The organism is Serratia sp. CY32780 (genome assembly GCF_052169135.1).
Lineage (GTDB): Bacteria > Pseudomonadota > Gammaproteobacteria > Enterobacterales > Enterobacteriaceae > Serratia > Serratia sarumanii.
The window spans coordinates 253,229-278,935 of the sequence record NZ_JBJNLI010000003.1; the positions used below are offsets into that span (position 1 = coordinate 253,229).

General features: G+C 59.6%; 19 protein-coding genes. 12 read left to right on the forward strand and 7 right to left on the reverse strand.

Features of this window, described 5'->3' with window-relative positions:
- Positions 1-63: 63 nt before the first annotated feature.
- The gene (locus tag ACJ8HH_RS17475; protein ID WP_060451968.1) at positions 64-930 is read left to right on the forward strand and encodes a helix-turn-helix domain-containing protein; all 867 of its coding nucleotides are present in this window, start codon (positions 64-66) and stop codon (positions 928-930) included.
- Here the strand turns inward: ACJ8HH_RS17475 and ACJ8HH_RS17480 are convergent.
- Both ACJ8HH_RS17480 and ACJ8HH_RS17485 read right to left on the reverse strand, forming a co-directional pair.
- The gene (locus ACJ8HH_RS17480; RefSeq protein ID WP_033649595.1) at positions 854-1,906 is read right to left on the reverse strand and encodes an XdhC family protein; all 1,053 of its coding nucleotides are present in this window, start codon (positions 1,904-1,906) and stop codon (positions 854-856) included. The genes ACJ8HH_RS17475 and ACJ8HH_RS17480 overlap by 77 nt on opposite strands.
- 8 nt (positions 1,907-1,914) lie before the next feature.
- The gene (locus ACJ8HH_RS17485) at positions 1,915-2,499 is read right to left on the reverse strand and encodes a nucleotidyltransferase family protein (RefSeq protein WP_060451969.1); all 585 of its coding nucleotides are present in this window, start codon (positions 2,497-2,499) and stop codon (positions 1,915-1,917) included.
- Between the two features lie 208 nt (positions 2,500-2,707).
- On the opposite strand from ACJ8HH_RS17485, the gene ACJ8HH_RS17490 reads away from it, so the two are divergent.
- Genes ACJ8HH_RS17490 through ACJ8HH_RS17500 form a run of 3 tightly spaced genes read left to right on the forward strand, consistent with a single transcriptional unit; the run spans position 2,708 to position 7,280 of the window.
- A complete protein-coding gene (locus ACJ8HH_RS17490) occupies positions 2,708-5,497 on the forward strand; it encodes a xanthine dehydrogenase family protein molybdopterin-binding subunit (protein WP_060451970.1) in 2,790 nt (929 codons plus the stop codon).
- Positions 5,494-6,048, forward strand: coding sequence for a (2Fe-2S)-binding protein (locus ACJ8HH_RS17495; RefSeq protein WP_033635931.1), 555 nt, complete (start codon positions 5,494-5,496; stop codon positions 6,046-6,048). The genes ACJ8HH_RS17490 and ACJ8HH_RS17495 overlap by 4 nt, the downstream gene beginning before the upstream one ends.
- On the forward strand, positions 6,045-7,280 hold the full coding sequence (locus tag ACJ8HH_RS17500) for a c-type cytochrome (protein WP_197766273.1): 1,236 nt from the start codon (positions 6,045-6,047) through the stop codon (positions 7,278-7,280). Before ACJ8HH_RS17495 ends, ACJ8HH_RS17500 begins: the two co-directional genes overlap by 4 nt.
- Positions 7,281-7,343: 63 nt before the next feature.
- Here the strand turns inward: ACJ8HH_RS17500 and ACJ8HH_RS17505 are convergent, their stop codons facing one another.
- Positions 7,344-8,720: an amino acid permease gene (locus ACJ8HH_RS17505; RefSeq protein ID WP_033635929.1), complete on the reverse strand. Its 1,377-nt coding sequence runs from the start codon at positions 8,718-8,720 to the stop codon at positions 7,344-7,346.
- A gap of 631 nt (positions 8,721-9,351) precedes the next feature.
- Here ACJ8HH_RS17505 and pdhR point away from each other — a divergent pair.
- The 6 genes from pdhR to yacL all read left to right on the forward strand — a co-directional run bounded on the left by pdhR (position 9,352) and on the right by yacL (position 20,115).
- Entirely contained in the window at positions 9,352-10,116 is a 765-nt protein-coding gene (gene pdhR, locus ACJ8HH_RS17510) for a pyruvate dehydrogenase complex transcriptional repressor PdhR (protein ID WP_004937490.1), read from the forward strand.
- 165 nt (positions 10,117-10,281) lie between these two features.
- Positions 10,282-12,945 carry a pyruvate dehydrogenase (acetyl-transferring), homodimeric type gene (gene aceE / locus ACJ8HH_RS17515; protein ID WP_039567225.1) on the forward strand — a complete coding sequence of 888 codons (2,664 nt, stop codon included), beginning with the start codon at positions 10,282-10,284 and terminating at the stop codon, positions 12,943-12,945.
- Between the two features lie 13 nt (positions 12,946-12,958).
- The gene (gene aceF, locus ACJ8HH_RS17520) at positions 12,959-14,842 is read left to right on the forward strand and encodes a pyruvate dehydrogenase complex dihydrolipoyllysine-residue acetyltransferase (RefSeq protein WP_060451972.1); all 1,884 of its coding nucleotides are present in this window, start codon (positions 12,959-12,961) and stop codon (positions 14,840-14,842) included.
- A gap of 233 nt (positions 14,843-15,075) precedes the next feature.
- Entirely contained in the window at positions 15,076-16,500 is a 1,425-nt protein-coding gene (gene lpdA / locus ACJ8HH_RS17525; protein WP_004937500.1) for a dihydrolipoyl dehydrogenase, read from the forward strand.
- 515 nt (positions 16,501-17,015) lie between these two features.
- The gene (gene acnB / locus ACJ8HH_RS17530; RefSeq protein ID WP_033635927.1) at positions 17,016-19,613 is read left to right on the forward strand and encodes a bifunctional aconitate hydratase 2/2-methylisocitrate dehydratase; all 2,598 of its coding nucleotides are present in this window, start codon (positions 17,016-17,018) and stop codon (positions 19,611-19,613) included.
- A gap of 139 nt (positions 19,614-19,752) precedes the next feature.
- The gene (gene yacL / locus ACJ8HH_RS17535; RefSeq protein WP_004937507.1) at positions 19,753-20,115 is read left to right on the forward strand and encodes a protein YacL; all 363 of its coding nucleotides are present in this window, start codon (positions 19,753-19,755) and stop codon (positions 20,113-20,115) included.
- A 32-nt stretch (positions 20,116-20,147) separates the two neighbouring features.
- Here yacL and speD read toward each other — a convergent pair whose 3' ends face one another.
- From speD to ACJ8HH_RS17550, 3 genes are all read right to left on the reverse strand, one after another.
- Positions 20,148-20,942, reverse strand: coding sequence for an adenosylmethionine decarboxylase (gene speD / locus ACJ8HH_RS17540; RefSeq protein WP_004937510.1), 795 nt, complete (start codon positions 20,940-20,942; stop codon positions 20,148-20,150).
- 27 nt (positions 20,943-20,969) lie between these two features.
- The gene (gene speE / locus ACJ8HH_RS17545) at positions 20,970-21,833 is read right to left on the reverse strand and encodes a polyamine aminopropyltransferase (RefSeq protein WP_041036651.1); all 864 of its coding nucleotides are present in this window, start codon (positions 21,831-21,833) and stop codon (positions 20,970-20,972) included.
- Between the two features lie 124 nt (positions 21,834-21,957).
- Complete coding sequence (locus tag ACJ8HH_RS17550; RefSeq protein WP_004937515.1) at positions 21,958-22,305, reverse strand: YacC family pilotin-like protein; 348 nt, start codon at positions 22,303-22,305, stop codon at positions 21,958-21,960.
- A 217-nt stretch (positions 22,306-22,522) separates the two neighbouring features.
- Here ACJ8HH_RS17550 and cueO point away from each other — a divergent pair, with 217 nt between their 5' ends.
- Together cueO and hpt are read left to right on the forward strand one after the other, a co-directional pair.
- On the forward strand, positions 22,523-24,190 hold the full coding sequence (cueO, locus tag ACJ8HH_RS17555; RefSeq protein ID WP_197766274.1) for a multicopper oxidase CueO: 1,668 nt from the start codon (positions 22,523-22,525) through the stop codon (positions 24,188-24,190).
- A 98-nt stretch (positions 24,191-24,288) separates the two neighbouring features.
- A complete protein-coding gene (gene hpt / locus ACJ8HH_RS17560; protein ID WP_048234659.1) occupies positions 24,289-24,825 on the forward strand; it encodes a hypoxanthine phosphoribosyltransferase in 537 nt (178 codons plus the stop codon).
- A 37-nt stretch (positions 24,826-24,862) separates the two neighbouring features.
- Here the strand turns inward: hpt and can are convergent, their stop codons facing one another.
- On the reverse strand, positions 24,863-25,519 hold the full coding sequence (can, locus tag ACJ8HH_RS17565; RefSeq protein WP_033635923.1) for a carbonate dehydratase: 657 nt from the start codon (positions 25,517-25,519) through the stop codon (positions 24,863-24,865).
- Positions 25,520-25,707 lie beyond the last annotated feature (188 nt).

The window sequence follows — 25,707 nt, forward strand, 5'->3', positions numbered from 1 at the left end:
CCTACGCGGACAGCACTAAAATTCGACTGATGGAATATCGGCAACAGAAGGCTCGGCAAGCACATGAGTACGCAGGAAAGTCATATCAAGGAATTGCTGGTCTGGATTGAGGATAATCTGACCAATCCGCTGTCGTTGGATATCGTTTCCGCCAAGTCAGGCTATACGAAATGGTATCTGCAGCGCATGTTCAAGAAGCAGACCGGATTATCGTTAGCTTCGTATATCCGCGCTCGCCGCCTCTATCTTGCCGCCTTCGCCTTGCGTTTCACGCAGAAGAGCATCCTCGATATCTCGGTCGAATACCAATTCGATAACCAGCAGACGTTCTCGCGCTGTTTCAAGAAACACTTCGCCGAATCGCCCAGCGTCTATCGCCATGCCCGCAAGCAGGACTTCAGCAATCTGGTGCGTTCGCTGGCGGCCAGCCAGCCGGGCGATATTCAGGTCGAACGCGTCAGCATCGCCAGCGGGCAATACGCCTTTCACGGCAAGCAGTACGCTTATCACCTGGATATCGAGAAGCTGGACAAGTCGCACCTGCCGCAGCGCAGCGCGCTGCGGGCGCAGTTCTATACCTTATTGGGCGAGCGCCCGACGCAAACCTATTCGTTTACCCAACTGGTGCCGGACGGCGAGCGGGTCAGGGTCGATTATACCCTGGGCGTGACGACGGAATACCCGCTGCGCGAAGGCGTGGTGCTGGAGCCGCTGCCGGAGATCTACGGCGAGTTTTGCCGTTTTCGCTATTCCGGCAAGCCGGTGGCGCTCAATGACCACATCATTCAAATCTACACGCAGGTGCTGCCCGAAATGGGGCTGGCCCGCGGTGACGGGCCGGACATTACGGTGTTCAGCTATTCGCTGAGCGGGAAAGAGGAGCTGCATCTGGAGCTGCAGCATCTGGTGCCGGTGGTGCCGCTGCATTGAGTCCGTCGGCGGCCGGCAGCCGGTTTTTTTGCTGCACGATCGCCGCCATCACCGCCAGGGCGATCTCCGCCGGGGTTTTGCTGCCCAGCGGCAGGCCGATCGGCGCATGGATGCGTTCCAGCTCCTGCGGGGTGAATTCGGCAATCTGCTGCAAACGCTGGCGCCGCCGCGCGCTGTTTCTGAGCGAGCCCATGGCGCCGATGTAAAACGCCGGGGTGTGGATCGCTTCCATCAGCGTCAGGTCGTCCATGCGCGGATCGTGGGTCAGCGCCACGACGGCGGTATTGGCGTGGCAACCCCCTTCCTCAATGAATTTGGCCGGAAACTGACGCAGCAACGTCACGCCCGGTTTCAGCTCGGCGGCAAAGTTATCCAGCGCCTCCGGGCGGTTCTCGCACACCAGCACCTCAAACCCCAGCGCCACGGCGAAATCGGCGCAGTACAGCGCCACGCTGGACAGCCCGGCGATCAGCAGGCGCGGCGCGGCCGCGATGTGCAGGGTGATCTGCTCAAGCCGGCGTTCGACCTGGGTGGCGCTGGTGAAGTGGCTCTGCTCGAGGCTGTGGCAGGCGTTGGGCAGCGTCAGGCGTTTGATCAACGCGTGATGCCCTTCCAGCGCGCCGGCGATGCGCCGCAGGTAAGCGATGCTGGCTTCACTCGCCGGCAGGTATTCGATCAGCACGTCCAGCACGCCGCCGCAGGGCAGCGCCACGTTGGGCGTCATGCCGCCTTCGCCGTAGCGAATCACCTGGCTGGCCGCCTGATACTCCCCGGCGGCCACGCGGCGCAAAAAATCCTCCTCCACGCAGCCGCCCGACAGCGAGCCGCTGTAGCGGCCATCGCGGGTCGCCGCCATCAGCGCGCCCGGCGAGCGCGGCGAAGAGCCGTAGGTGCTGAGCACGGTACATAACCAGACCGGCTGTTGCTGCAGCCAGCTTATCGCCTGGCTGACTACGGTGACGTCAAGATGTTGCATAGGTGAATTTACTCGCTGGCCGGGAGTTGCGATGGAAGATCAATATCCTGCACGACGCCGGGTTGCTCAAGCGGCAGCAGGTGCACTGCCGCGCCTTGCAGCAGTTCACGCGCGCCATTATCGCCGCGCAGTTGGCAAAGGGGTTTGCGCAATAGAGCGGAAAAGCCGACCGGATGACCGGGCTGTTGCGCATAGCAGGGGCGCACGATCGCGTGCTGCCGTAAGGCATCCGCCACCTGCCGGAAAACATCGGCGCCGACGAACGGCATATCGGCCAGGTGAATCAGCCAGCCCTGCCAGTGCGGCGTGGCCGCAACGCCCGCGGCGATCGAGTCGCCGAGGCTCGCGCTGGCGAGCAGGGTGACCGGCACCTGGTTGGCGGCGCAGGCGGCCAGCACCGGCAGATTATCCGGCCGGGTCACCACCTGTACCGGCAGGCCGGAGGCCAGCGCCTGGCGCAGGGTGTGTTCGAACAGCGATCGCCGCTCGCCCGCCGCATCGGCAAATCCGGCGTTCAGTTTGTTGCCCCGGCCGCCGGCCTGAATAAAGCGCTCCCCGCGTCCGGCGGCGGTAATGACAATGCCCGTGGTCATGGTTGAAGTCCGCGTTTGCGCAAATTATTTATTAGCCTACAAACTACCTGTGTTTTGTAAATGTTTTTTTGTTGAAAACAGCCTGTTAATCATCACATAATTTTAGTTATAAGCATATGCTTATGACGTCTACGGCAAGGTCGTCAGCGTTTGCGCAACAACACCGCGAACAAAAACCAATTACAAGAAAGACGTGAAGGACTTATTTATGAGCAATTTCAACCCGTCGCGGCGCCGCTTTATCAAAGGCGCCGTGATTGCGGGGGTGTCCGTGTACCTCGCGCCCCTGTACAGCCGCGCCTACGCCGCGCTGTTCGAGCAAAAAATCCTCCAGTCACCCAACTGGGATCCGCAGACCAAACGCGTCCGTTTCCGTATCGATGGCCGCGCCAAGGTCATGGGGCAGAAGCTGTTCGCGCGCGACATCCGCGCGGTGGACATGCCGCACTGGCCGCAGAAACAGGCGCACGCCTTCATTCTTCGCGTCACTAAAGCCGACCGGCTGTTCGAGGGCGTCGATCTGTCGCTGCTGGGGGACGACCTGCAGCCGGATCGCCTGGTGACGGCGGAAGATCTGGCGCGCGACGGCCTGGCCTTCCCGGCGTTCTACGGCGACGACATGCTGCTGCCGAGCGGCAAAACCCCGGCCTATCTCGGCCAGGCGGTGGCGATACTGATCTATCACGACTTCGCCCGTTTCCGCTTCGCCAAGGACAAGCTGAAATTCCGTGAGGAAACCATCAAATACGGCGCGGTCACCGGCCCGCTGGAGCGCGATCCCTGGGGCAGCTTCCGCTATGTGCGGGTGGGGGGCGATCAACCGTTCGACGACGATCGCTTCTCCAGCCTGAAGGACACGCCGATCTTCCCGGTGTCGATGAAAAAACACCTGCCGGTGTGGCCGGAAGGACGCGAGGGCGGCAAGCTGGATCAGGAAGGCATGCGCTATGCGGGCCTGATCGCCGACGAGATGGCCAATCCGCCGGCCGATTGGCTGGTGATGTCGCGCCGCTACACCACGCAGTCGATCGACACCTCGGCGCTGGAGCCGGACAACGCCAACGGCTGGTTCGACGCCGAGACGCAAACGCTGCATCTGGTGGTGCCGACCCAGTCGCCGCAGGAAGTGGCCGACGAGATGCCGCGCATGCTGGCCAAGCGCAACCCGCCGGTGAAACAGCTGATCCTGCACCCGTGCTACACCGTGGGCTACGGCTCGAAAGATCACTACAACTTCCCGTATTACGGCGCGGTGGCGGCGATGTACGGCGACGGCCACCCGGTGCGCCTGGCCAACGACCGCTTCGAGCAGTTCCAGACGGCGCTGAAGCGCCACGCGTTCGACATGAATTACCGCATCGCGGTGAATAAGCAGACCGGCGTCATGCAGTCGTTCCTCGGCGACATGACCGCGGACGGCGGCGGCCGCAGCAACTTTACCCCTTCGGTGGTGATGGTCGGCGCGACCGCCGCGCAGTCGATTTACTACTTCCCGAAAAGCGATCTGTCGTCGGTCGGGCTGGCCTCACGCGCCATCGACGCCGGCTCGGCGCGCGGTTACGGCACGCTGCAGAGCATGGCCGCCACCGAGATGATGGTGGATGAGCTGGCCGCCGAGCTGAAGATCGACCCGATCGAGTTCCGCCTGCGCAACGTGCTGAAATCCGGCATGAAAAACACCCAGGGGGCGATCCCGGCCGGTGCGATCCGCGCCGATGAAGTGCTGGAGAAGGCGGCGAAGCATGAGATGTGGCTCAAGCGCGCCGAACGCAAGGCCGAGTTTGAGAGCCGCCATCCCGGCAAGCGCTATGGCGTTGGCTTCGGCTGCGTGCAGAAAGACTTCGGCACCGGCGCGGAAACCTCGTTCGCCCGGGTGGAGCTGAGCGAAGACGGCCGCATCACGCTGCATCACAGCGGCGCGGAGATGGGCACCGGCATGTCGACCTCGCAGTCGGTGCTGTGCGCACAGTGGCTGGGCAAACCGGCCGATGAAGCGCATTTCTCGGTCACCGACTGGTCGGTGCTGCCGATGGTCACCAGCGGCGATCCCTACCTGATGTCGCAGGAGGAGCAGGACAAGCTGCAAACCAACCCTAACTGGACGCCGAGCTACTGTTCGCCGTCCAGCGCCAGCAACTCGGCCTATTACTTCTCGCACAGCACCCGCGAAGCGGCGCGCCTGATCTTCGATCACGGCATCTGGCCGGCGGCGATGGCGCTGTGGCAGGCCGGCATCGGCGGCGGCCAGGCGGCGCCGCTGGTAGTGCGGCGTGAAGATGCGCGTTGGGTCGAAGGCGGCCTGACGGCGGCGGGCATGTCGGTGCTGAGCCTCGAGCTGCTGGCCAAGACGGCTTATCAGATGGGCGGCGTCACCGGCGCGGCGGTGCACGTCTTCAACCGCTGGCAGTGGGCGGAGGCCGATTTCACGCTGAGCGGCAAAAGCGAACGCCTGCCGATCGATGGCATGGCGCTGCGCAACGCCGGCGGCGAATTCAAACCGCTGGCGCGTGGGCAGGTCTACTACCCGCCAACCCAGCGTAACAATGCGGCGGTGACCTACTACAGCGCCGTCGGCACGCTGGCGGAAGTGGCGGTGGATATCGCCACCGGCCAGGTGGAATTGCTGAATCACCATTCGATCATGGAGTGCGGCAACCTGATCGTGCCGGAACTGGTTTCCGGCCAGCTGCAGGGCGGGCTGGCGATGGGGATCGGCCATGCGCTGCACGAATATTTACCGCTGTACGAAGACGGGCCGGGCAACGGCACCTGGAACTTCAACCGTTACCACCTGCCGCGCGCCAGCGACGTGGCGGTGTGGAAGCAGAGTGGCGACATCCTGCCGGCGCTGTCGGAAACCGATCCGCCGAAAGGCATGGCGGAGGTGGTGATGATCCCGATTGTGGCCGCGCTGGTCAACGCCATCGCCGACGCCACCGGCCACCGTTTCCGTGATTTGCCCGTTCGTGCAGAAAATATTCGTGAGGTATTACAATGAGCATTAAAACCCAGCCGATCTCCCTGACCATCAACCAGAAGCAGTACGGCCCAATCGAGGTGCCGGAAGGCTTGATGATGATCGATTTCCTGCACGAATACCTTGACCTGACCGGCTCGCGCCTCGGCTGCGGGCAGGGCATTTGCCACGCCTGCGTGGCAATCGTCGATCACCCGAGCGGCACCAGTGAAGAGGTGCGCACCTGCATCACCGGCGCGCATTTCTTCAACGGCAAGAAAGTGCGTACCGTCGAAGGCCACGCCAGGGTGGACGAGCAGGGCGAGGTGGTTGAACTGTCGCCGATCCAGCAGGCGTTTCTGGAGCACTACAGCTTCCAGTGCGGCTATTGCACGCCGGGCTTCGTCAACGCCGCCACCATTTTCGTGGAAAAGCTCAAGCGTGAACCTATCGCTCGCGAGCAGCTGGAAAGCGCCATCGAGCAGGCGTTGGACAGCCACATCTGCCGCTGCACCGGCTACGTGCGTTACTACGAAGCGGTGCGCGACGTGGTGCTGAAAACGCCGGGCCTGCTGAAGGAGACGGCGCAATGAAAAAACGTCTCGCAGTATTGATTGTACTGGTGGCGATCGTGGTGATTGCGCTGCTGTGGTGGCGGGAAAACCGCCGTTACGACGGCCCGGTGCAGCAGGTGACCGCCGGCGCCGAACAGATCGCCCGTGGCCGCTATCTGGCGCAGGCCGCCGACTGTGCCGCCTGCCATACCGCCAGCGGCGGGGCGCCGTTGGCTGGCGGCTATCCGCTGGAAACGCCGTTCGGCACGATTTACGGCAGCAATCTGACGCCGTCGGCCGACCACGGCATCGGGCGCTGGACCAGGGACGACTTCTTCCTGGCGCTGACGCAGGGCGTGGCGCCGGGCGGGCGACACCTGTACCCGGCGATGCCTTACACCTCGTACAAGGGCATGTCGCGTCAGGACGCCGACGACATCTACGCTTACCTGATGACGCGCCCGGCGGTGGACGTGGCCATTCCGGCCAACGAGATGCCGTTCCCGTTCAACCAGCGCATGGCGCTGATCGGCTGGAACCTGCTGTTCCGCAGCCAGGATCCGCTGCCGGCCAGTTCGCAGGGCAGCTCGCCGCAATGGCAGCGCGGCCGCTATCTGGCCGACGTGCTGGGCCACTGTGGCGAATGCCACACGCCGCGCGGCGCGCTGGGGCAGATGGATCTCGCCAAGCCGATGCAGGGCGGCGATCTCGGCCGCTTCATGGCGCCGGACATTACGCCGCACGGCCTGGCGCAGCGCGGCTGGACGCCGCAGGACATCAGCCGCTTCCTCAGCACCGGCCTCGCGCCGCAGGGTTCCGCCTTCAGCGAGATGCACATGGTGGTTGATCTCAGCACCCGGCATTTAACGCCGGAAGACCATCAGGCGCTGGCGCTGTATCTGATGGGCGAGCAGCCGCCGGCGGCGGTGCCGGTGAAAATGGGCCAGGGCAGTGATGCCGGGCGCATGGCCTATCTGGATCAGTGCGCCGGCTGCCACGCCCGCGAAGGCGAGGGCAAACCGCACGTCGCACCGGCGATGCGCGATAACGCCACGCTGCGCCAGGTGGACGGCAAGAACCTGATCGTGTCGGTGCTGGACGGCCTGCCGGCTCAGCAGTTCCCGAACGGCGAAAGCATGCAGAGCATGCCGGGCTTCGGCGAACGGCTGAGCGATGCCGACGTGGCGGAGCTGGTGAATTATCTGCGCGTGACCTGGGGCGGCTTGCCGGCGGACATCACCGCCGAACAGGTGAAAGCGTTGCGCAAGTAAGCGGCGTTCAGGCGAAAAAAATGGCCCGCATCAGCGGGCCATTTTATTGCGCGGTCACGGGGTTCAACGGCTGGTGACGCCGTCGACGCGTTGGCTGCGCTGTTTGATGGCGTAACCGACGGCCAGGATCGCCACCCACACCGGGATCAGCAGCACCGAGATTTGAATGCCCGGCGTCAGGTACATGATCACCAGGATGCCGGCCATGAACAGCAGGCACAGGTAGTTGCTGAACGGGTACCAGAAGGCTTTGAACTTCGGCACCACGCCTTCGCGATTTTTAGCGGCGCGGAACTTCAGGTGCGCCAGACTGATCATCGCCCAGTTGATCACCAGCGCCGATACCACCAACGCCATCAACAGTTCGAAGGCGCGGCCCGGGATCAGGTAGTTAATCAGCACGCACAGCGCGGTGGCGAGGGCTGAAATGCCGATGGCCACCACCGGCACGCCGCGGCCGTCGACCTTCAACAGGCTTTTCGGGCCGTTGCCCTGCTGCGCCAGGCCGTACAGCATGCGGCTGTTGCAGTAGACGCAGCTGTTGTACACCGACAGCGCGGCGGTGAGCACCACGATGTTCAGCACGGTCGCCACCAGGTTGCTGTTCAGCGCGTGGAAGATCAGCACGAACGGGCTGCCGCCTTCAACCACTTTGCCCCAAGGGTACAGCGACAGCAGAATGGCCAGCGAACCGATATAGAAGATCAGGATGCGGTAGATCACCTGATTGGTGGCTTTCGGAATGCTCTTTTGCGGGTCGTCGGCTTCGGCGGCGGTGATGCCGACCAGCTCGAGGCCGCCGAAGGAGAACATGATCACCGCCATCGCCATCACCAGGCCCATGACGCCGTTCGGGAAGAACCCGCCCTGCGCCCACAGATTGGTGACGGTGGCCTCCGGGCCGCCCATGCCGCTGAACAGCAGGTAGGCGCCGAACACGATCATGCCGATAATCGCCACCACCTTGATGATGGCGAACCAGAACTCCATCTCGCCGTAAACTTTGACGTTGGCCAGGTTGATGGCGTTGATCGCCAGGAAGAATACCGCGGCGGAAACCCAGGTGGGGATCTCCGGCCACCAGTACTGCACGTAGATGCCGACCGCGGTCAGCTCCGCCATCGCCACCAGGACATACAGCACCCAGTAGTTCCAGCCGGAGGCGAAGCCGGCGAAGTTGCCCCAGTATTTGTAGGCGAAGTGGCTGAAGGAACCGGCAACCGGCTCTTCCACCACCATCTCCCCCAGCTGGCGCATGATCAGAAACGCGATGAAGCCGCCGATGGCGTAGCCGAGAAGCACTGACGGGCCGGCCATTTTTATTGTTTGAGCGATACCGAGAAATAACCCGGTGCCGATTGCGCCACCTAAGGCGATGAGCTGAATATGGCGGTTTTTCAGGCCGCGTTTCAGCTGGTCACCATGCTGTTGACCATCCATCAATCAAACCCTCTGTCGTTGTGAATGCCCACATGCCTGTAAAGCAGTGGTTACGATGTGTGTTTTGTTTTATTTACGGCGTTATAGCTATTAATTCCACGGCGCCGCTACCGTTTGGCAGAGAATAATGTTATGCGCGGCGGTTTGCACCTGCTTTGTCGTGTGAGTGATTAAGATTGCAGCAGTTTAGGAAACAAAATGCGGGTTGTGTGACGGCGGGAGGGATTCAGTGCATGAAATAAGCAACAAATCACATAATGCGCAAAAATAACGTAGATCCGAGCGGCGGCGCACGTTCAAATAATGAACGAACCCCCGTTGCGCTGCTCGCCAAATAGCCATTCATTAAAGCGTCATAACCATGCAATAAAACTTGGGCAAAAAGTTTGCACTCTTCCTTGCGTAAGGTTTGGTAAAAGTTAAATCCCCAACCCGGCGCGTAAATGGTAATACCATCACGGCGTTACCGGTTTGCAGCGGGGTTTTCAGCGGGGTGTTAAAATGTGCGGGTAACCTGATTTCGATCAAGGCCCGTATGGACAGGAGGTGAATACTTTGTTACTTTACCGTCACGTTTTTGAAATTGGTATTACCAATTGACTCCGCGCCATTCGCAGAGAAGAATTCACTCATGGCCTACAGCAAAATCCGCCAACCCAAGTTGTCAGATGTTATCGAGCAACAGCTCGAATATCTGATCCTCGAGGGGACACTGCGCCCAGGCGAAAAACTGCCTCCGGAGCGCGAGCTGGCGAAACAATTTGATGTCTCCCGTCCTTCTCTGAGAGAGGCCATTCAGCGCCTGGAAGCGAAAGGGCTGCTCCTGCGTCGTCAGGGCGGTGGCACCTTCGTGCAAACTAATCTGTGGCAGAGCTTCAGCGATCCGCTGGCCGAGCTGCTGGCCGACCATCCCGAATCACAGTTCGATCTGCTGGAAACCCGTCACGCGCTGGAAGGCATTGCCGCCTATTACGCGGCGCTGCGCGGCACCGATGAAGATCTGGCGCGCATTCGCGACTGCCACATCGTGATTCAACAGGCTCAAGACAGCGGCGATCTCGACGCCGAAGCCGATGCGGTCATGCAGTATCAAATCGCCGTGACCGAAGCTGCCCACAACGTTGTGTTACTTCACCTGCTACGCTGCATGGGGCCGATGCTGGAACAGAACGTGCGTCAGAACTTTGAATTGCTCTACTCGCGCCGTGAGATGTTGGCAAAAGTGAGCAGCCACCGCGCCGGAATTTTTGAGGCGATTGTGGCACGCGAGCCGGAAAAGGCCCGTGAAGCCTCGCATCGCCACTTGGCGTTTATCGAGGAAATCTTGCTGGATCTCAGCCGGGAGCATACTCGGCGCGAGAGATCGCTACGGCGTCTCCAGCAACGCAAGGATTAAGAGCTGTCCTCTTCAGGGTACACCAGCCTGCGGGGGTTAAGTTCGAGGTACTTAGTTAAGTACTTAAGCGGCAACTAAACTGATGGGCCTGTCTTCGTGTGTTTTTGCACAGAGCACAGGAAGACAGGCTCCAAACAAACCATTAGACAGATAAGGAATACCACCATGTCAGAACGTTTAAACAATGACGTGGATCCGATCGAAACCCGCGACTGGCTGCAGGCGATCGAATCGGTCATCCGTGAAGAGGGTGTTGAGCGAGCTCAGTTTCTGATTGATCAGGTATTGGGAGAAGCCCGCAAAGGCGGCGTTAACGTTGCGGCCGGTGCTGCAGCACACAACTACGTCAACACCATCGCGGTAGAAGACGAACCGGCCTACCCAGGCAACCTGGATCTGGAACGCCGCATTCGCTCAGCGATCCGTTGGAACGCGATCATGACCGTTCTTCGCGCATCCAAAAAAGACCTGGAGCTGGGCGGCCACATGGCTTCCTTCCAGTCTTCCGCGACCTTCTATGAAGTCTGCTTTAACCACTTCTTCCGCGCACGCAACGAGAAAGACGGCGGCGACCTGGTGTACTTCCAGGGCCACATCTCTCCGGGCGTTTACGCGCGTGCCTTCCTTGAAGGCCGCCTGACCGAAGAACAAATGAACAACTTCCGTCAGGAAGTGCACGGCAAAGGCCTGTCCTCTTACCCGCATCCTAAGCTGATGCCGGAATTCTGGCAGTTCCCGACCGTATCCATGGGCCTGGGCCCAATCAGCGCCATCTATCAGGCGAAGTTCCTGAAATACCTGGAACACCGCGGCCTGAAAGACACCTCTGAGCAGACCGTTTACGCCTTCCTGGGCGACGGCGAGATGGATGAGCCGGAATCCAAAGGCGCCATCACCATCGCGACCCGCGAGAAGCTGGACAACCTGGTGTTTGTCATCAACTGCAACCTGCAGCGCTTGGACGGCCCGGTCACCGGCAACGGCAAGATCATCAACGAACTGGAAGGCATCTTCTCCGGCGCAGGCTGGCAGGTGCTGAAAGTGATCTGGGGCGGCCGTTGGGACGAACTGCTGCGTAAAGACACCAGCGGTAAACTGGTTCAGCTGATGAACGAGACCCTGGACGGCGACTACCAGACCTTCAAATCCAAAGACGGCGCTTACGTGCGCGAGCACTTCTTCGGCCGTTACCCGGAAACTGCGGCGCTGGTCAAAGACATGACCGACGACGAAATCTGGGCGCTGAACCGTGGTGGTCACGATCCGAAGAAAATCTTCGCTGCACTGAAAAAAGCGCAGGACACCAAAGGCAAACCGACCGTTATCCTGGCCCACACCATCAAAGGTTACGGCATGGGTGAAACCGCGGAAGGTAAAAACATCGCTCACCAGGTGAAGAAAATGAACATGGAAGGGGTTCACCACTTCCGCGATCGTTTCAACGTGCCGGTTGCCGATGCTGACATCGAAAAACTGCCGTACATCACCTTCGAGAAAGATTCCGAAGAGTACAAATACCTGCACGAACGTCGCCAGGCGCTGAAAGGCTACGTGCCGACGCGTCTGCCGGAGTTCACCCAGAAGCTGGAAATGCCGGCGCTGGAAGATTTCAGCTCGCTGCTGGAAGAGCAGAACAAAGAGATCTCCACCACTATCGCCTTCGTGCGTGCCCTGAACGTGATGCTGAAGAACAAGTCGATCAAAGATCGCCTGGTGCCAATCATCGCCGACGAAGCGCGTACCTTCGGTATGGAAGGTCTGTTCCGTCAGATCGGTATCTACAGCCCGAACGGCCAGCAGTACACCCCGCAGGACCGTGAACAGGTTGCTTACTACAAAGAAGACGAGAAAGGCCAAATCCTGCAGGAAGGCATCAACGAACTGGGCGCAGCCTCTTCCTGGCTGGCCGCAGCGACTTCCTACAGCACCAACGATCTGCCGATGATTCCGTTCTACATCTACTACTCGATGTTCGGTTTCCAACGTATCGGCGACCTGTGCTGGGCAGCGGGCGACCAACAGGCGCGCGGCTTCCTGATCGGCGGGACCTCGGGCCGTACTACCCTGAACGGCGAAGGTCTGCAGCACGAAGATGGCCACAGCCACATTCAGTCTCTGACCATCCCTAACTGCATCTCTTACGATCCGGCTTACGCGTACGAAGTGGCGGTGATCATGCACGACGGTCTGGTGCGCATGTATGGCGACAACCCGGAAAACGTGTACTACTACCTGACCACGCTGAACGAAAACTACCACATGCCTGCGATGCCGCAGGGTGCGGAAGAAGGTATCCGCAAGGGTATCTACAAGCTGGAAACGCTGGAAGGCAGCAAAGGCAAGGTACAGCTGCTGGGCTCCGGCGCCATCCTGCGCCACGTGCGCGAAGCTGCGCAGATCCTGGCGAAGGACTACGGCGTGGGTTCCGACACCTACAGCGTGACCTCGTTCACCGAACTGGCGCGCGACGGCCAGGACTGCGAGCGCTGGAACATGCTGCACCCAACCGAAACGCCACGCGTGCCTTACATCGCTCAGGTGATGAGCGACGCGCCGGCGGTAGCTTCTACCGACTACATGAAACTGTTCGCCGAACAGGTTCGTACTTATGTGCCGGCCAGCGACTATCGCGTACTGGGCACCGACGGCTTCGGTCGTTCGGACAGCCGCGAAAACCTGCGTCACCACTTCGAAGTCGATGCATCCTACGTGGTGGTTGCTGCTCTGGGTGAACTGGCTAAACGCGGTGAGATCGAAGCTTCTGTGGTTGCCGATGCAATCAAGAAATTCGACATCAACCCGGAAAAAGTTAACCCGCGTCTGGCCTAAGAGGTACTGAATAATGTCTATCGAAATCAACGTACCGGACATCGGTGCAGATGAAGTCGAAATCACCGAGATTCTGGTGAAGGTCGGCGATAAAGTTGAAGCGGAACAATCGCTGATCACCGTGGAAGGCGACAAGGCTTCCATGGAAGTGCCATCCCCGCAGGCGGGCGTGGTGAAAGAGATCAAAGTGGCGGTCGGCGATAAAACCGAAACCGGCAAACTGATCATGATCTTCGAAGCGGCAGGCGCAGCGGAAGCTGCACCGGCGGCGAAAGCGGAAGAAAAACCGGCAGCAGCTGCAGCTGCCCCGGCCGCCGCTGCGGCCAAAGACGTTGCCGTGCCGGACATCGGCGCCGACGAAGTCGAAGTGACCGAGATCCTGGTGAAAGTGGGCGACAAGGTGGAAGCCGAGCAGTCCCTGATCACCGTGGAAGGCGACAAGGCTTCCATGGAAGTCCCTGCGCCGTTCGCGGGCACCGTGAAAGAGATCAAGATCGCGACCGGCGACAAAGTGAAAACCGGCTCCCTGATCATGGTGTTCGAAGTGGCCGGCGCCGCTTCCGCTGCGGCCCCGGCTGCGGTTGAAGCTCCTGCCGCCGCTGCAGCGCCTGCGGCCTCTGCGGCCAAAGACGTCGCCGTGCCGGATATCGGCGGCGACGAAGTCGAAGTGACCGAAGTGATGGTTAAGGTGGGCGACAAGGTTGCCGCCGAGCAGTCTCTGATTACCGTGGAAGGCGACAAGGCCTCCATGGAAGTGCCTGCACCGTTCGCGGGTACCGTGAAAGAGATCAAGATCGCGACCGGCGACAAAGTGAAAACCGGCTCCCTGATCATGGTGTTCGAAGTGGAAGGCGCTGCGCCTGCCACTGCCGCCGCGCCTGCCGCTAAAGCGGAAGCTGCGCCGGCGCCGGCCGCCGCGAAAACCGCCGCTCCGGCTGCGAAAGCTGACGACAAAGGCGAGTTCGCCGAGAACGCGGCATACGTGCACGCGACCCCGGTCATTCGTCGTCTGGCGCGTGAGTTCGGCGTTAACCTGGCGAAAGTGAAGGGCACCGGTCGTAAAGGCCGTATCCTGCGCGAAGACGTTCAGGCTTACGTGAAAGACGCGGTGAAACGCGCTGAAGCGGCCCCGGCCGCTGCCGGCGGCGGTCTGCCAGGCATGCTGCCATGGCCGAAAGTGGACTTCAGCAAGTTCGGCGAGATCGAAGAAGTCGAAATGGGCCGCATCCAGAAGATCTCTGGTGCGAACCTGAGCCGCAACTGGGTGATGATCCCGCACGTGACTCACTTCGACAAAACCGACATCACCGATCTGGAAGCGTTCCGCAAACAGCAGAACGAAGAAGCGGCCAAGCGCAAGCTGGACGTGAAGTTCACGCCTGTCGTGTTCATCATGAAAGCCGTTGCTGCCGCTCTGGAGCAGATGCCGCGCTTCAACAGCTCGCTGTCCGAAGACGGTCAGAAGCTGACGCTGAAGAAATACATCAACATCGGCGTGGCGGTAGATACCCCGAACGGCCTGGTGGTTCCGGTGTTCAAGGACGTGAACAAGAAGAGCATCACCGAGCTGTCCCGCGAACTGATGGCCATCTCCAAGAAAGCGCGCGACGGCAAGCTGACCGCGGGCGAGATGCAGGGCGGCTGCTTCACCATCTCCAGCCTGGGTGGCATCGGGACGACTCACTTCGCGCCGATCGTCAACGCGCCGGAAGTGGCTATCCTGGGCGTCTCCAAGTCTGCGATGGAGCCGGTCTGGAACGGTAAAGAGTTCATGCCGCGCCTGATGATGCCGATGTCGCTGTCCTTCGACCACCGCGTTATCGACGGTGCCGATGGTGCGCGCTTCATCACCATCATCAACAACATGTTGTCCGACATTCGCCGTCTGGTGATGTAATGCAAAAGGGGCGCAGCATGCTGCGCCCCTGACGATTCTGTAGCAGTTTTGTCGGATTTTGCATAACTCGACAAAATTGTTGAGACACGGGTCACTCGAACACGCTTTGCAGATTATTAACAATTCTGTAAACTGCTCGCGGTGTAAGCGTCCCGGTGGATGAAGGGCGTTATGAGATCGATTAGCAATAAAAATGACGTCTGACCCGCCGGACAATCAATTAAGAGGTCATGATGAGTACTGAAATTAAAACTCAGGTCGTGGTACTTGGGGCGGGCCCGGCAGGTTACTCTGCAGCCTTTCGTTGCGCTGACTTAGGTCTTGAAACCGTTCTGGTTGAACGTTATTCCACTCTGGGCGGGGTTTGCCTGAACGTGGGATGTATCCCTTCCAAAGCACTGCTGCACGTTGCCAAAGTGATCGAAGAAGCCAAAGCGCTGGCCGAACACGGCATCGTTTTCGGCGAGCCGAAAACCGACATCGACAAAGTGCGCGTCTGGAAAGAAAAAGTCATCACTCAGCTGACCGGCGGTCTGGCTGGCATGGCGAAAGGCCGTAAAGTGAAAGTGGTCAACGGCCTGGGCAAGTTCACCGGCGCTAACACCCTGGTTGTTGAAGGCGAAAACGGCCCAACCACCATCAACTTCGACAACGCCATCATCGCTGCAGGTTCTCGCCCGATCCAACTGCCATTCATTCCTCATGAAGATCCACGCGTGTGGGATTCCACCGATGCGCTGGAGCTGAAAACCGTCCCAGAGCGTCTGCTGGTTATGGGCGGCGGCATCATCGGCCTGGAAATGGGCACCGTATACCATGCGCTGGGTTCACAGATCGACGTCGTTGAGATGTTCGATCAGGTTATCCCGGCGGCAGATAAAGACGTGGTGAAAGTCTTCACCAAACGTATCAGCAAGCAGTTCAACCTGATGCTAGAAACCAAAGTGACCGCGGTAGAAGCCAAAGAAGACGGCATCTACGTCACGATGGAAGGTAAAAAAGCGCCGGCAGAACCACAGCGTTACGACGCGGTGCTGGTGGCGATCGGCCGCGTGCCGAACGGCAAACTGCTGGATGCCGGCAAAGCCGGTGTTGAAGTTGACGAGCGTGGCTTCATCAACGTCGACAAACAGCTGCGCACCAACGTGCCGCACATCTTCGCTATCGGCGACATCGTCGGTCAGCCGATGCTGGCGCACAAAGGCGTGCACGAAGGCCACGTTGCCGCAGAAGTTATCGCCGGCATGAAGCACTACTTCGATCCGAAAGTGATCCCATCCATCGCTTACACCGAGCCGGAAGTGGCATGGGTGGGTCTGACCGAGAAAGAAGCGAAAGAGAAAGGTATCAGCTACGAAACCTCCACCTTCCCGTGGGCGGCTTCCGGCCGTGCGATCGCTTCCGACTGTGCAGACGGCATGACCAAACTGATCTTCGACAAAGAAACTCACCGCATCATCGGTGGCGCGATTGTCGGCACCAACGGCGGCGAGCTGCTGGGTGAAATCGGTCTGGCTATCGAGATGGGCTGCGACGCGGAAGACATCGCGCTGACCATCCACGCTCACCCGACCCTGCACGAATCCGTGGGCCTGGCGGCGGAGATCTACGAAGGCAGCATCACCGACCTGCCTAACCCGAAAGCCAAGAAGAAGTAATTCTGCTGGTTTGACCGGTTAACAAGCGGCTCCTGACAAGGAGCCGTTTTTTTTTGCTCAAACTCAGAAAGCGGTTTTTTTGTGGCCGCTGCGCCAAATTCCGATCCCCCTGCTTATATCCATTCTAACTATATGGATATAATACCCTGCTAGTCCGGCAGCCGATTACGCTGCGCTCAACGATTCAGCAAAGATTTAATGTTGCTTTTATGTGAACGAATTAACAACCGTTTCAAATCCTGATATGCTGGCTGAGCGGAACCGGGCACTGTACCTTACAGTCCAGGACATCGACAGCAGTGCCCCGTCAGGATAGATGGCATCAATATCGCCGTGCGCTCTACCCATCAGTCTTTCATGCTGTAACGCTGTTTGACCGTGTCTGTTTGCCCCAATCACCGTTTCGGGGCCTTTACGGGCCGATCGCCTAGCCACAGAGTGAAATCCCAAGGGTATAAACCCGGTTTGCATATACGCCAGGCACAATAAATGACAATGAGAGCGAGGAGAACGTCGTGCTAGAAGAATACCGTAAGCACGTAGCCGAGCGTGCTGCTGAGGGCATCGCCCCTAAGCCGCTAGACGCCACCCAAATGGCCGCGCTGGTCGAACTACTGAAGAATCCGCCAAAAGGCGAAGAAGAATTCCTGTTAGACCTGCTGATTAACCGTGTTCCACCGGGCGTCGACGAAGCCGCCTACGTCAAAGCAGGTTTCCTGGCGGCCATCGCCAAAGGTGAAGCGACATCCCCCCTGGTTACCCCCGAGAAAGCCATTGAACTGTTAGGCACCATGCAGGGCGGCTATAACATTCACCCGCTGATCGAAGCGCTGGATAACGAAACGCTGGCGCCTATCGCCGCGAAAGCGCTGTCCCACACGCTGCTGATGTTCGACAACTTCTACGACGTGGAAGAGAAGGCCAAGGCCGGTAACCCGCACGCCAAGCAGATCATGCAGTCCTGGGCCGACGCCGAATGGTACCTGTCGCGCCCTGAGCTGGCGGAAAAGATCACCGTCACCGTGTTCAAAGTCACCGGCGAAACCAACACCGATGACCTTTCTCCGGCGCCGGACGCCTGGTCGCGCCCGGACATCCCGCTGCACGCGCTGGCGATGCTGAAAAACGAACGTGAAGGCATCGTGCCGGATCAGCCGGGCAGCGTCGGCCCGATCAAACAGATCGAACTGCTGAACAAAAAAGGCTTCCCGCTGGCTTACGTCGGCGACGTGGTCGGCACCGGTTCTTCCCGTAAATCCGCCACCAACTCCGTGCTGTGGTTTATGGGCGACGACATCCCGCACGTGCCGAACAAGCGCGGCGGCGGCGTGGTGCTGGGCGGCAAGATTGCGCCTATCTTCTTCAACACCATGGAAGATGCCGGCGCCTTGCCGATCGAAGTGGACGTGTCCGAGCTGAACATGGGCGACGTGATCGACGTTTACCCATACAAAGGTGAAGTGCGCAACCACGAAACCGGCGCGCTGATCGCCAACTTCGAACTGAAAACCGACGTGCTGCTGGATGAAGTGCGCGCCGGCGGCCGTATCCCGCTGATCATCGGCCGCGGCCTGACCACCAAGGCGCGCGAAGCGCTGGGTCTGCCGCACAGCGATGTGTTCCGTATCGCCAAACCGGTCGCCGCCAGCAGCAAAGGCTTCTCGCTGGCGCAGAAAATGGTCGGCCGCGCCTGCGGCGTCGCCGGCATTCGCCCTGGCGAATACTGCGAACCGAAGATGACCTCCGTCGGTTCTCAGGACACCACCGGCCCGATGACCCGCGATGAGCTGAAAGACCTGGCCTGCCTCGGCTTCTCCGCCGATCTGGTCATGCAGTCATTCTGCCACACCGCCGCGTACCCGAAACCGGTCGACGTGACCACGCACCACACGCTGCCTGACTTCATCATGAACCGCGGCGGCGTCTCGCTGCGTCCGGGCGACGGCGTGATCCACTCCTGGCTGAACCGCATGCTGCTGCCTGACACCGTCGGCACCGGCGGCGATTCCCACACCCGCTTCCCGATCGGCATCTCCTTCCCGGCCGGTTCCGGCCTGGTGGCGTTTGCCGCCGCGACCGGCGTAATGCCGCTGGATATGCCTGAGTCGGTGCTGGTGCGCTTCAAAGGCAAAATGCAGCCGGGCATCACCCTGCGCGATCTGGTGCACGCCATCCCTTACTACGCGATCCAGCAAGGCTTGTTGACCGTCGAGAAGAAGGGCAAGAAAAACATCTTCTCCGGCCGCATCCTGGAGATCGAAGGCCTGCCGGATCTGAAGGTCGAGCAGGCGTTTGAGCTGACCGATGCGTCCGCCGAACGTTCCGCCGCCGGTTGTACCATCAAGCTGGACAAGGCGCCGATCGAAGAGTACCTGAACTCCAACATCGTGCTGCTGAAGTGGATGATCTCCGAAGGCTACGGCGACCGCCGTACGCTGGAGCGCCGTATTCAGGGCATGGAAAAATGGCTGGCGGATCCGCAGCTGCTGGAAGGCGATGCGGATGCGGAATACGCGGCGGTGATCGACATCGATCTGAACGAGATCAAGGAGCCGATCCTGTGCGCGCCGAACGATCCTGACGATGCGCGCCTGCTGTCCGACGTGGCCAACAGCAAAATCGATGAAGTGTTCATCGGTTCTTGCATGACCAACATCGGCCACTTCCGCGCGGCCGGCAAGCTGCTGGATCAGCACAAGGGCCAGCTGCCAACCCGTCTGTGGGTGGCGCCGCCAACCAAGATGGACGCGGCTCAGCTGACCGAAGAAGGCTACTACAGCGTGTTCGGCAAGAGCGGCGCGCGTATCGAGATCCCGGGCTGCTCGCTGTGCATGGGCAACCAGGCGCGCGTGGCGGACGGTGCGACGGTGGTCTCCACCTCGACCCGTAACTTCCCGAACCGTCTGGGCACCGGCGCCAACGTCTATCTGGCGTCAGCCGAACTGGCTGCGGTTGCGTCCCTGCTGGGCCGCCTGCCGACGCCGGACGAGTACCAGACCTATATGGCGCAGGTCGATAAGACGGCGGCGGATACCTACCGCTACCTGAACTTTGACCAGCTGGGGCAGTACACCGAAAAAGCCGACGGCGTGATCTTCCAAACCGCCGTGTAAGCCGCTATATTGCGCAACTGTTTAACGGGAGGCCTTGGCCTCCCGTTTTATTTTGCTCAGTTGCCAACTTTGCGAGCGCTCACTGAGTTAGTCCGCCATTTATGTTTACACTAAGAAAAAGGGCTCAGGAGGGCATGCTATGGATTACGAATTTCTGCGTGACGTCACCGGTCAGGTGATCGTCAGATTTTCGATGGGGCATGAAGCGATTGGCCACTGGATCAACGAAGAAGTCAAAGGCGATTTCAACCTGCTGGACCGGATTGAAGCCGGTGCGGCCGAGGTCAAAGGCAGTGAACGTCAATGGCAGCTGGAAGGCCATGAATATACGCTGCTGATGGATGGTGAAGAAGTGATGATCCGCGCCAATCAGCTGGAGTTCGAGGGCGATGAAATGGAAGAGGGGATGAATTACTACGACGAAGAAAGCCTCTCATTCTGCGGCGTTGAGGACTTCCTGCTGGTGTTGAAGGCCTATCGTTCTTTCATGCTGAAATACTAAGCATCAGGGCGCGGCGTGCCGCGCCCTTTCCATCACAGATGCGGAATATTGCGGCCGTAATAGATTTCCTGCATCTCTTTCCATAACAGATCGGTGATCTGCTTGCGTTCGGCGGCGCTCAGCGCCTCTGGTTCCGCGTTGAACAGGTAGTGCTTCAGATCGAAATCTTTCAGCAACATCTTGGTATGGAAGATATTTTCCTGGTAAACGTTCACGTCCATCATGTGATACAGCGCCTTGATGTCTTCCGACATAAAGTTCTGGATCGAATTGATCTCATGATCGATGTAATGTTTCACGCCGTTCACGTCGCGGGTAAAACCGCGCACGCGATAGTCCATGGTGACGATGTCGGATTCCAGCTGGTGAATTAAGTAGTTCAGCGCCTTGAGGGGCGAAATGACGCCGCAGGTCGAAACCTCGATATCGGCGCGGAAGGTGCATAGCCCGCCTTCCGGATGGCTTTCCGGGTAGGTGTGTACGCAGATATGGCTCTTGTCCAGGTGCGCAACGACCGTGTTCGGCAGCGGGCCAGGATGCTCCGACGTATCGACGTCTTTCGGATCGATCGGCTCTTCGCTGACCAGGATGGTGACGCTGGCGCCCTGCGGCTCGTAGTCCTGACGCGCGATGTTCAGAATATTGGCGCCGATGATCGAGCAGGTTTCGCTCAGGATCTCGGTCAGCCGGTTGGCGTTATATTGTTCGTCAATGTAGGCGATATAGCCGTCGCGGTCGTCCGCGGTCTTGGCGTAACAAATATCGTAAATACAAAAACTCAGGCTCTTGGTCAGGTTGTTGAAGCCGTGCAGTTTTAGCTTATGCAATTTGGGCCACCTCCTTTATCTTCTCGCTTAACGTGTTACGTTCAGGGCATTGAGCAAATATTGCGGCAGGGCAAAACTGCCGACGTGAATTGCCGGGTTGTAATAACGACAGTGTAGGCCGCTTTGGTTAAAGCGCTGTTGCAGAGTAGGCAGATCGCGCTGGCGCAGCGCCGGGTTCTGGCTCGCCCAGGCAAAGGTCATGATGCCGCCGTAATAGGTCGGGATCGCCGCCTGATAGAAGCTGACGTCGGTAAAGTAGCGGCTCAGTTTGGCGTGGCTGTTGACCGCCTCGTCCTGTTGCAGGAAGCAGACGCCGTTCTGCGCGACGAAAATGCCGCCCTCATTCAGGCAGCGGGCGCAGCCTTCATAAAACGCCGAAGTGAACAGGCTTTCGCCGGGGCCGATCGGATCGGTGCAGTCGGAGATGATCACATCGAAGGTTTCGTCGGTTTGGTTCACGAAGTTGACGCCGTCGTCGATCACCAGCTTGAAGCGCGGATCGTCATAGGCGCCGGCGCTGTGGTTGGGCAGGTACTGGCGGCAGAACTCGACGACACCGGCGTCGATCTCGACCATGGTGATCTGCTCCACGCCAGGGTGCCGGCTGACTTCGCGCAGCATGCCGCCGTCGCCGCCGCCGATGATCAGCACTTTCTTCGCCGCGCCGTGCGCCAGCAGCGGCACGTGGGTCAGCATTTCGTGATAGATGAACTCGTCACGCTCGGTGGTTTGCACCACGCCGTCGAGCGCCATCACGCGCCCCAGCACCGGGTTCTCGAAGATCACCAGATCCTGGTGATCGGTCTTCTCGCGGTACAGCACCTTCTCTACCGAGAAATACTGGCCGAAGCCCGTATGCAGCGTTTCGTACCAAATTTCTTTCTGGGTCATGTGCGGGAAACTCCGTAATAACAGCCATGAAAAATCGGCGCAACATCATAGCTAACTCTGCCTGGCGATGCACGGTTGAATTTCAGACAGAGAGAGCGTTAGGCGGGCGGGAAAGGGGAAGGAATTAGTTGGCGTAGGCCAGCAGGCTCAAAGAGTCGCGCGCCAGCGATTTGCACTTCTTGGGCGTTGGAATGGCGATGCCGCTGAGATCGCGATAGCTGTCTTCGCCCAGCGCCTTCATATTGAAGCTGTTGTAGTTGCTCAAATCCCAGCGGTTTTGTTGCGCGAAATAGACGATGGCGCGTTTGATTTGCGCGTTTGGCAAATCGTTGTAGCCGCAATCATTTTTCAAATAAATAAATACCGCCGTCAGATCGGCCAGATCTTCCGCCTCGGATTCATTCAGCGCCAGACTGGCGTTGGAGAAGCCCAGCATCGCCAGCAACAGCATCGATAACGTTGTTTTTTTCATCATGAAATAGGCCTGTTTGTCGTTTGCTGACGTTACCACACTTGCCTGTAAAGGCACCAAATTTTATTGCTGCCGGGCCGGCGTTGCGTTTGCCAGCCATATTCTGTTGATTGTGAGGCATAGCTTAAAATACCGCCAGGAAAGGCTTGACCTTCCGCCAGGGGGAAGGTTTAGGCTGGCGGCATTGAGTTATGTCACTGAGAAAAGGGAGTCAGCGATGTTACGCCGTGATTTTATTAAATTAACCGCCGCACTGGGCGCTGCGAGCACATTGCCGTTATGGAGCCGGGCCGCCTGGGCGGCCGATCGGCCGGCCCTGCCGGTGCCGCCGTTGTTGACGCCGGACGCGCAGGGAAAAATTGCGCTGGCGCTGCAGGCGGGGGAAACCCGCTGGTTGCCCGGCGCCGCCACCAAAACCTGGGGATTCAACGGCGCGCTGCTCGGGCCGGCGGTGAAGCTGCAGCGTGGCCAGCCGGTGACGGTCGATATCAAAAACGGCCTGGCGGAGGCCAGCACCGTCCACTGGCACGGCCTGGAAATTCCCGGCGACGTCGATGGCGGCCCGCAGGCATTGATCCATCCCGGCGCGACGCGCACGGTGAATTTCACTGTCGCTCAACCGGCGGCCACCTGCTGGTTCCACCCGCATACCCACGGTAAAACCGGCAGCCAGGTGATGATGGGGCTGGCGGGGCTGGTGCTGCTGGAAGATGAGGAGAGCGCCAAACTGCCGCTGCCGAAAACCTGGGGGCAGGATGATATTCCGGTGATCCTGCAAGATAAGCGGTTGGGCAAAGACGCGCAAATCGAATACCGCCTGGACGTGATGAGCGCGGCGGTGGGCTGGTTTGGCGATCGCATGTTCACCAACGGCGCGCAGTATCCGCAACATTTGGCGCCGCGCGGCTGGCTGCGTCTGCGCTTCCTCAACGGCTGCAACGCCCGTTCGCTGAATCTGGCGGCCAGTGACAACCGTCCGCTGTATGTCATCGCCAGCGACGGCGGTTTCCTGGCGGAGCCGGTGAAACTGACCGAGCTGCCGATGCTGATGGGCGAACGTTTTGAAGTGCTGGTGGATGCCTCCGACGGGAAAGCGTTCGACATCGTGACGCTGCCGGTGAAGCAGATGGGTATGACGCTGGCGCCGTTCGATCAACCGCTGCCGGTGTTGCGCATTCAGCCGTCGCTGGCGCAGGGCATCAAAACCATGCCGGACAGCCTGGTGAAGCTGCCGACATTACCCGCTGCCACTGGTATCCAGGAGCGTTGGCTGCAGCTGATGATGGATCCGCAGCTGGATATGCTCGGCATGCAGGCGCTGATGGATCGTTATGGTCACCAGGCGATGGCCGGCATGAGCATGAATCATGGCGCGATGGGCGGTGGAGACATGAAAGGCATGGACCACGGCAACATGAAAGGCATGGAAAAGGGCGGCATGCAGGGCATGGATCATGGCAACATGAAGGGCATGGATCATGGCAAGATGGCCGGGATGGATCACGGTGGCGCGCAGGGTAAAGCCAAACCGTTCGATTTCAGCCACGGCAACATGATCAACGGCAAGGCCTTCGACATGACCAAGCCGATGTTCGCCGCCAAACGGGGCCAGTATGAGAAGTGGACCATTTCCGGCGAGGGCGACATGATGTTGCACCCGTTCCATATTCACGGTACCCAGTTCCGTATCCTGTCGGAAAATGGCAAACCGCCGGCGGCGCATCGCAGCGGCTGGAAGGACACGGTGCGCGTCGAAGGGTGGCGCAGCGAAGTGCTGGTGCGCTTCGACCATCCGGCCAGCAGCGAACATGCGTACATGGCCCACTGCCACCTGCTGGAGCACGAAGATACCGGCATGATGATGGGCTTCACCGTCGGCGAATGATCGCGGCCCGTCGCTCAGGTGGCGGCGCGCTCGCGTCGCCACCGGCGAAAGGCTATGCTAAACTCTGCGCCTTTCTTCCGGCAACTGACCTGAATACTATGAAACACACTGTAGACGTAATGATTTCCGAGCAGGAAGTTAAGACCCGTATCGCCGAACTTGGCCGCCAGATCACCGAACATTACCGCGACAGCGGCAGCGACATGGTGCTGGTCGGGCTGCTGCGCGGCTCCTTCATGTTCATGGCCGATCTCTGCCGCGCCATCGACGTGCCGCACGAAGTCGACTTTATGACCGCCTCCAGCTACGGCAGCGGCATGTCCACTACTCGCGACGTGAAGATCCTCAAGGATCTGGACGAAGACATTCGCGGCAAAGACGTGCTGATCGTGGAAGACATCATCGATTCCGGCAACACGCTGAACAAAGTGCGCGAGATTTTGGCGCTGCGCGGGCCGAAATCGCTGGCGATTTGCACCTTGCTGGACAAGCCTGAGCGCCGTGAAGTGCAGGTGCCGGTCGAATATGTCGGCTTCTCGATCCCGGATGAGTTCGTGGTGGGGTATGGCATCGACTACGCTCAGCGCTACCGTCACCTGCCGTACGTCGGCAAAGTGGTGCTGCTGGACGAGTAATTAATGTGGGGCGCGGCCAGCCGCGCCCGCGGCGGGGTTATATGCCTTTATCCTGCTTCAGTTTGGCTATCGCTTTGCGGTAGCCCATCTCCAGGCTCTCGCGGCTGGTCGCCAGCACTTCCATATCGCGTAGGCGGCCGTCCTGAATGCCGTACACCCAACCGTGGATCATCACCTTCTGGCCGCGCTTCCACGCGGACTGCATGATGGTGGAGTGGCCCAGGTTGTATACCTGCTCAATGACGTTGATCTCGCACAGCATGTCGAAACGCTGCTCCGGCGGCAGCTCGCCCAGCAGCGAGCTGTGCTTGTACCACAGATCGCGAATGTGCAGCAGCCAGTTGTCGATCAACCCCAGCTCCGGGTTTTCCACCGCCGCCTGCACGCCGCCGCAGCCCAGGTGGCCGCAAATGATGATGTGTTCGACTTCCAGCACATCTACCGCATACTGCACCACCGACAGGCAGTTAAGATCGGTGTGGATAACGAGGTTCGCCACGTTGCGATGGACGAACAGTTCACCCGGCTCGAGGCCGGTCAGGCGTTCTGCGGGAACGCGGCTGTCAGAGCAACCAATCCATAAGAAGCGGGGCTTTTGCGCCTGGGCTAAACGTTCAAAAAATTCCGGGTCTTCCTGGCTGATGTTGGCCGACCAGGCCTGGTTGTTGGCGATAAGCTCTTCGATTTCTTTCATGGAGGTGATTGACCCGTAACGGACAGATTGCGTTGGGGTAATATAGGGTAAGCGTCACACTTTGGAAATCGGAACAGTGGTGCAGCCTCATTTTCCGCACGGATTCGACTCAGTGAAAACGTCGCCGATGCTAGGATTATCGTTAGTGTTTCAAGCCTCGCAAACAGGGGCGCGGCGGCATACTCATC